Source organism: Thalassospira lohafexi (assembly GCF_002844275.1).
In the GTDB taxonomy this organism is placed as follows: Bacteria; Pseudomonadota; Alphaproteobacteria; order Rhodospirillales; family Thalassospiraceae; genus Thalassospira; species Thalassospira lohafexi.
The window spans coordinates 618,787-625,011 of record NZ_NXGX01000003.1 but is presented as its reverse complement, the minus strand read 5'-3'; the positions used below and the strand labels follow the sequence as shown (position 1 = coordinate 625,011).

The 6,225-nt window shown below is 52.3% G+C and carries 9 protein-coding genes; 7 read left to right on the top strand and 2 right to left on the bottom strand.

What is annotated here, in order from left to right; translation table 11 throughout:
• From COO92_RS22190 to COO92_RS09855, 6 genes are all read left to right on the top strand, one after another.
• The coding region (locus COO92_RS22190; RefSeq protein ID WP_206186387.1) for a hypothetical protein at nucleotides 1-221 on the top strand (221 nt) is incomplete at its 5' end.
• Nucleotides 218-727: a prolyl-tRNA synthetase associated domain-containing protein gene (locus tag COO92_RS09875; RefSeq protein WP_101301698.1), complete on the top strand. Its 510-nt coding sequence runs from the start codon at nucleotides 218-220 to the stop codon at nucleotides 725-727. The genes COO92_RS22190 and COO92_RS09875, both read left to right, overlap by 4 nt.
• A gap of 133 nt (nucleotides 728-860) precedes the next feature.
• A complete protein-coding gene (gene trxA / locus COO92_RS09870; protein WP_101301697.1) occupies nucleotides 861-1,781 on the top strand; it encodes a thioredoxin in 921 nt (306 codons plus the stop codon).
• Nucleotides 1,778-2,467 carry an LON peptidase substrate-binding domain-containing protein gene (locus COO92_RS09865; protein WP_101301696.1) on the top strand — a complete coding sequence of 230 codons (690 nt, stop codon included), beginning with the start codon at nucleotides 1,778-1,780 and terminating at the stop codon, nucleotides 2,465-2,467. The genes trxA and COO92_RS09865 overlap by 4 nt, the downstream gene beginning before the upstream one ends.
• A 47-nt stretch (nucleotides 2,468-2,514) precedes the next feature.
• On the top strand, nucleotides 2,515-2,703 hold the full coding sequence (locus COO92_RS09860; RefSeq protein ID WP_022732708.1) for a Trm112 family protein: 189 nt from the start codon (nucleotides 2,515-2,517) through the stop codon (nucleotides 2,701-2,703).
• A gap of 15 nt (nucleotides 2,704-2,718) precedes the next feature.
• Entirely contained in the window at nucleotides 2,719-3,108 is a 390-nt protein-coding gene (locus tag COO92_RS09855) for a gamma-butyrobetaine hydroxylase family protein (protein ID WP_022732709.1), read from the top strand.
• Nucleotides 3,109-3,244: 136 nt separating this feature from the next.
• Here the strand turns inward: COO92_RS09855 and COO92_RS09850 are convergent, their stop codons facing one another.
• Together COO92_RS09850 and COO92_RS09845 are read right to left on the bottom strand one after the other, a co-directional pair.
• Nucleotides 3,245-3,910: an OmpW/AlkL family protein gene (locus COO92_RS09850; RefSeq protein WP_101301695.1), complete on the bottom strand. Its 666-nt coding sequence runs from the start codon at nucleotides 3,908-3,910 to the stop codon at nucleotides 3,245-3,247.
• A 224-nt stretch (nucleotides 3,911-4,134) separates the two neighbouring features.
• Nucleotides 4,135-5,358, bottom strand: coding sequence for a UbiH/UbiF/VisC/COQ6 family ubiquinone biosynthesis hydroxylase (locus COO92_RS09845; protein ID WP_101301693.1), 1,224 nt, complete (start codon nucleotides 5,356-5,358; stop codon nucleotides 4,135-4,137).
• A 518-nt stretch (nucleotides 5,359-5,876) separates the two neighbouring features.
• On the opposite strand from COO92_RS09845, the gene COO92_RS09840 reads away from it, so the two are divergent.
• Nucleotides 5,877-6,215 carry a P-II family nitrogen regulator gene (locus tag COO92_RS09840; RefSeq protein WP_007088725.1) on the top strand — a complete coding sequence of 113 codons (339 nt, stop codon included), beginning with the start codon at nucleotides 5,877-5,879 and terminating at the stop codon, nucleotides 6,213-6,215.
• Nucleotides 6,216-6,225: the final 10 nt, after the last annotated feature.

Genomic DNA, 6,225 nt, shown 5'->3' with positions numbered 1-6,225 from the left:
TTCATCAGTATTTCCTGCCCCTGTGGAGCGGCGCGGATAATAGCCCAACAAAGAGCGATTGCAACCCTTTTTTCCACGAAAGTGTCACATCGGAAATTTTGGCGGTTTTCCTTGACTTTACTGGGTCCAATCGCCGAAATCCGACCATCGTTGCGCAAATTTGCGTCCGGTTTTCAACTTGGGTATCTTCTGGCATCACATCCACAAGGAAAACAGCATGAGCGATCCATCAACCCTGCTTTTCGAATATCTGGAAAAACTGGAAATCGAAACCACGACTCACAGCCATGAGCCGCTGTTTACGGTTGAGGATTCGCAGAGTTTGCGTGGCGACCTGCCCGGTCTGCATTCCAAGAACCTGTTTGTCAAAGACAAAAAGGACGCTCTTTGGTTGGTGGTGGCCGAGGAAAACACGCAAATCCGTATGAACCATCTGCACAAACGGCTTGGATCGGCGCGCCTTTCGTTCGGTAAACCAGAACTTCTGATCGAAACGCTTGGCGTGACACCGGGGTCGGTAACGCCCTTTGCCCTGATCAATGATCAGGATCGCGTGGTTAATCTGGCACTTGATGCCAAACTGGCCAGTGGCGACAAATTGAACTTTCACCCCTTGCGGAATGACCGAACCACGACAATTCAGTCTATGGACCTGTTGCGGTTCGTCTCGTCACTGGGCTATGACGCAAAGATCATTGATTTTGAAAACGAATTAGATGACCAATAGTCCAACTAAACGTCTGAGAAACCTTTTAGTCCTTTATATTGACGTATAATACACACCTAATATTGCCATTACACCTCTTGTCGGACGGCAATGGCAACATCATCTTAAATCCTGAATTAGTGAGTTAAAGATAATGTCCATCATTCTTGACGCGAACGCGCCGGAACCTGCCACCAACACGACGCCCGACCTGATCAAGGACGGATCTGTCGAAACTTTTGTGCAAGACGTCATCGAACCGTCTATGGAAGTGCCTGTTGTCGTGGATTTCTGGGCACCTTGGTGCGGTCCGTGCAAAAGCCTGACGCCGACGATTGAAAAAGTCACCCGCGAAGCCGGTGGACGGGTGAAGCTTGTCAAAATCAATATTGACGAGAATCAGGAACTGGCAGCGCAGTTGCGCATCCAGTCCGTTCCGACCGTCTATGCCTTTAAGGATGGCCGTCCGGTTGATGCATTTCAGGGCGCACAGCCCGAAAGCGAAGTGCGCGCATTCTATGAAAAACTTGCTGGCGGCCCGATTGAAAGCCCGATTGAAGCCATTCTTGAACAGGCGGCCACAGCCCTTGCCGAAGACGACCACGCCACAGCACATAGCCTGTATGTCAGCGTGCTTGAACGTGAACAGCAAAACGAAGTTGCCATTGGCGGCATGATCCGCTGTATGGTTGGTATGGGCGAAATTGAAGAAACCCGCCACTTCGTTGACAATATGTCTGATCTTGATCGCCTCAAACCCGCGATTGCGGCTGCCATCAGTGCGCTTGAACTGGCCGAAACCGGATATAGCCCGGAAGACCTTGAAGCCGCGCGCGCCAAAGTTGCCGCCAATCCTTCTGATTTGCAGGCACAATACGATCTTGGCATGGCCTGCTTTGCGACCAACAAACGCGAAGATGCCGTCAAAGCCATGATCACCATCATTCGCACCGACCGTGAATGGAACGAGGATGCGGGGCGCACCCAGCTCCTTAAATTCTTTGAAGCATGGGGCCCATCAGACCCCGCCAGCGTCGCCGGACGCCGAGCATTATCAACGGTGTTATTTTCATGAGCATATGCGGTCCCTTCGATCCGATGTATTCGGACTTGCCAGACACCATGCCGATTTTCCCGCTGGGTGGCGCGTTGCTGCTGCCGCGCGGGCATCTGCCGCTGAATGTTTTTGAGCCGCGGTATCTTAATATGGTGACGGATGCATTGGGTCAGGACCGCATGATTGGCATGATCCAGCCAAGGCCGGATCAGCGTGCCAGCCTTTTGGTTGATCAGGATAATCCGCCGATTTTCAACACCGGCTGTGCGGGACGCATTACCGCCTTCAGCGAAACCGATGATGGACGTTTTTTAATCACATTGACCGGTGTTTGCCGGTTCAATGTGGTGGAAGAACTGCCCGAGAATGAGGGCGGCTACCGCACTGTACGTGGTGATTTCAGCGCATGGAAAGATGACCTGGACATCCCCAGTGTCGACGCACCGATCAACCGTGATCGCCTGCGCACGGCACTGGAAGTCTATTTTGCGCAGCATTCCTTGCGGTCATGCTGGGATACGCTGGCCGACAGCGATGATGAAATGTTGATCACCACCATTTCGATGGGCTGCCAGCTTAGCCCGCTTGAAAAACAGGCTTTGCTCGAATGCACAACCCTGTATGATCGCGGCGATATGCTGACAACCTTGCTTGAAATGGCGGCACATGCCAATCCAAAGCACGCGCACAGCAATTCAAACTAAGCCACACAGACCTGTCACACGACGCCCACCAAACCGAAGGCCACATTATGACCGCGACCCACAGCCCGGTAGACCCGAAACTTCTTGAAATCCTTGTCTGCCCGGTCACCAAGCAGGCACTTGAGTATGATCGCGACAATAACGAACTGATCAGCACCAAAGCCGGTCTGGCCTATCCGATCCGTGACGGCATCCCGATCATGCTGCCTGACGAAGCCCGCGCAATCGACGATTAAGGCAGCTTAAACTTCATGGCCAAAGACGGTTTCACACCTGATTTCACACCAGTTGAAATCAATTATCTGCGTGACGAACACATTCTGGAAATCGTCTGGGATGATGGAGTTTCGTCACGCTTTAGTGCGGAACTGCTTCGGGTTGAAAGCCCATCGGCCGAGGTGCAGGGCCACCATCCGTCGGAAAAGAAAATCATCCCCGGGCGACGCCATGTCGGCGTTATAGATATTGTTCCGGTTGGCAACTATGCCATCCGCATCAGTTTCGACGACCTGCATGACAGCGGACTTTTCAGTTGGCACTACCTGCGCGAATTACACGACACACAAGATACCCTATGGGCAGATTACCTTCGCGCGCTCGAGGCCCGTGGCCTGTCACGCGATCCGCGCAAACCGTCCTAATACTCCTTCCCTCTTAGCGAAAAGACAAAAACGGCCCTGTCAGATGACAGGACCGCTTTTAGGATTTTTCGTTCTATACCGGCCGGGGAGGCTGCGTCGCCGCCCTCTGGCACATTCGATCCGCTTTCGAGAAGACTTAGAAGCGATACCCAACACCGACACCAAAGACCCATGGATCAAGATCGACATCAACTTTGGCAGGCGATGTGCCGCCAAGGTCTGCTGTAACATCGGTATTGAGGAAGAGCTTTTTCACATCGACGTTCAACGACCACGGGCCTGAGATGGCATAATCAAAACCGGCCTGGAACGCATAGCCAAAGCCATCGTCGTATTTGATCGAATTCGCGGCACCGGATTTCTCATTGTAGAACATGGTGTAGTTCAAACCCGCACCAACATACGGGCTGAAACGCTGATCAGCCATAAAGTGATACTGCAAGGTCAGGGTCGGCGGCAAAAGATTGACCGAACCAAGGTCAACATCCGGATTCTGCCATTTCACATCATGCTTGGTGGTTGCGGCAATAAGCTCCAAAGCTATGTTATCGGTCAGAAAGTAGGAAAAATCGACCTCAGGAACGTAGTCGTTATCCACCTTGGCTTCGCCGGTTGCAATATCCCCCGTAGAGGAGTCTTCCTGCGGAACCACCCCGATGACACGACCGCGGATCAGAAAATCACCGGCCTGTTTGGTCTTGAATTCCGCAGTTTGCGCCTGTGCTGCACCACCGGCAACCATGGTTGCGCCAAAAATTGCCGCCACAGCAGCCGACAACATCAGTTTATGGGAAAATGTCATGTCCTGTCCCCTGTCATTAAATTTAACTCGAGGGGAACCTGCGCCTAAGCCATTGCTGACTTGTTGACACAAATCAACAATGGTTCATTAAAAAAGACAACATTTTGAACGACTTTAAATGACCCTGAAATATTAAACCCTAACGCATGTTCGAAGCACTCTATCTCTACCCCTGCATCCCTTTTCATCACATTGGGTCAGAGGACACGACGCAGGTTGCTTGTTTAAAGCGACTTTCCCTGCATCAGTTTGGGCAGAGTCCCGGCATATCCCATGGCATGTGACATGAATGTTTTCTTAAGCGGCGGGATTTTCTGAACCACGGCAAGGCCAATGTCACGCGCCCAGCGGATCGGGGCAATATCATTGGAAAACAGCCGATTGGTCACATCTGTTACCGCCAGCATCACCGTATTATCAAACCGGCGCCATTGGGCATATTCGGCCAAAACATCAATGCTGCCAATATCGCGTCCCAGACGACGGGCATTGACCAGAATTTCGGCCAATACTGCAACGTCGCGAATGCCCATATTAAGGCCCTGCCCGGCAATCGGATGCATGCCATGTGCCGCATCCCCGATCAGGGCGATCCGGTCATCGGTGTAGTGATAGGCATGCTGAAGCCCCAGCGGATAGCAAAAGCGCGGGCCAATCACTTCAAGATCACCAAGATAGCCATCAAAGCGACGGTGCAACTCGTCGGTGAAGGTTTCTTCATCGAGATTAACCAGATAATTGCCAAGGTCCGTGCTTTCGGTCCAGACAATCGAACACCGGTTTTCCGTCATCGGCAGAATGGCAAACGGGCCTGCCGGCAGGAAATGCTCGACCGCAAGGCCGTTATGAGGCTGCTTATGCTTAACCGTGCACACAACTGCACTTTGCTTATAGCTCCAGTCATATGTCTTGATCCCCGCCCAGTCGCGCAGCATCGAATTGCGGCCTTCTGCCCCGATGGCAAGTGGCGCACGCACGGCGCGTCCATCGGCAAGGGTGATGGTCATGCCGCCCTGATCGCGCGCGATATCCTCAACCCGTGCCGGGGCCAACATCTCGATCAGGTCGTTTTCGGCAATCGCCCGGTACAAGGCACCGCGCGTCACAAGGTTTTCAACGATATAGCCCAGTGGCGCGTCGCCAAGATCAGCATGATCGTAATGCAGGAACAGCGGGCTTTGACCATCGGCAATCCGGATATCAAGGATCGGCTGGGCCGCGTCAGCCATGTGTTTCCAGGCACCAATAACCTCAAGCACGGATTTCGAGGCGGCAGCAATTGCGCACGTCCGGCCATCATAATTGGCACTCAGGATGGTTTTGGGATCGGCAAAGTCAATCACCACTGATTTCATCCCACCGTGCGCCAGCGACAGCGCCATGGCCGCCCCGTTCAGGCCACCGCCCAAAATAATGACATCCGTCTTCATCACGTCCTGATCATGCATGGCGCAAAATCCCTATCCTGTGGGGTCAGACCGACAGGTGAACCTGTTTTGTCTGACCTTTTATCCGTTTGGCACATGTTTACCCGGCGTCGCCATAGCGGGCAAGAAAATGCAGGAAATTATACCCCTGCGAACAAGGCCGCACTGTGACCAACACCTTAAGAAAGTACGCGATCCGTTGGCGATTGGCCCACTCCCTGCGGGGTAACTTTCCAAAGCCGGCACCTTATCGACGACCCTGCGACAGAGCCTTGACCTAAAACAGGTTTTTCTGACGCTTTGGTTGATTAAAAAATATGCACATTTTTTAAACAACCTTAGATTCTGTGCATATTTTAATCCTGCACATCATCGCGACCTCACGATCACTAATGACTAAATTTGACATTTCTTCGTTTTAAAACAGTTACTTACATTTATTATTTTGAGTCTGGCACGATTCTTGGTTTGAGGGTTGAGACTGCGAAATCGTGATTACCACGTTGGTACTCAACGGATATGCCGGGAGGTCGCACAATATGAAACTTGTTACTGCTGTCATCAAACCGTTCAAACTCGACGAAGTCCGCGAGGCGCTTAGCGCACTGGGCGTTCAGGGGTTAACGGTCACCGAAGTAAAAGGTTTTGGCCGTCAGAAAGGCCAGACCGAAATTTATCGTGGTGCTGAATACATGGTCAGCTTCCTGCCGAAAGTGAAGCTGGAAGTCGCCATCACGGATAATCTGGTCGATCAGGTTGTCGAGGCTATCACCAAAACAGCTCAAACCGGGAAAATCGGGGACGGAAAGATTTTCGTTCTTGATGTGAGCCAGGCGGTCCGTATCCGCACAGGCGAAACCGGCGACGACGCCCTGTAAGTCCAGAGAC

What these genes read in the sequence shown, in the direction of transcription:
- COO92_RS09875 (WP_101301698.1), top strand. Translation starts at nt 218, where the DNA reads ATGAGCGATCCATCAACCCTGCTTTTCGAATATCTGGAAAAACTGGAA.
- trxA (WP_101301697.1), top strand. Translation starts at nt 861, where the DNA reads ATGTCCATCATTCTTGACGCGAACGCGCCGGAACCTGCCACCAACACG.
- COO92_RS09865 (WP_101301696.1), top strand. Translation starts at nt 1,778, where the DNA reads ATGAGCATATGCGGTCCCTTCGATCCGATGTATTCGGACTTGCCAGAC.
- COO92_RS09860 (WP_022732708.1), top strand. Translation starts at nt 2,515, where the DNA reads ATGACCGCGACCCACAGCCCGGTAGACCCGAAACTTCTTGAAATCCTT.
- COO92_RS09855 (WP_022732709.1), top strand. Translation starts at nt 2,719, where the DNA reads ATGGCCAAAGACGGTTTCACACCTGATTTCACACCAGTTGAAATCAAT.
- COO92_RS09850 (WP_101301695.1), bottom strand. Translation starts at nt 3,910, where the DNA reads ATGACATTTTCCCATAAACTGATGTTGTCGGCTGCTGTGGCGGCAATT.
- COO92_RS09845 (WP_101301693.1), bottom strand. Translation starts at nt 5,358, where the DNA reads ATGCATGATCAGGACGTGATGAAGACGGATGTCATTATTTTGGGCGGT.
- COO92_RS09840 (WP_007088725.1), top strand. Translation starts at nt 5,877, where the DNA reads ATGAAACTTGTTACTGCTGTCATCAAACCGTTCAAACTCGACGAAGTC.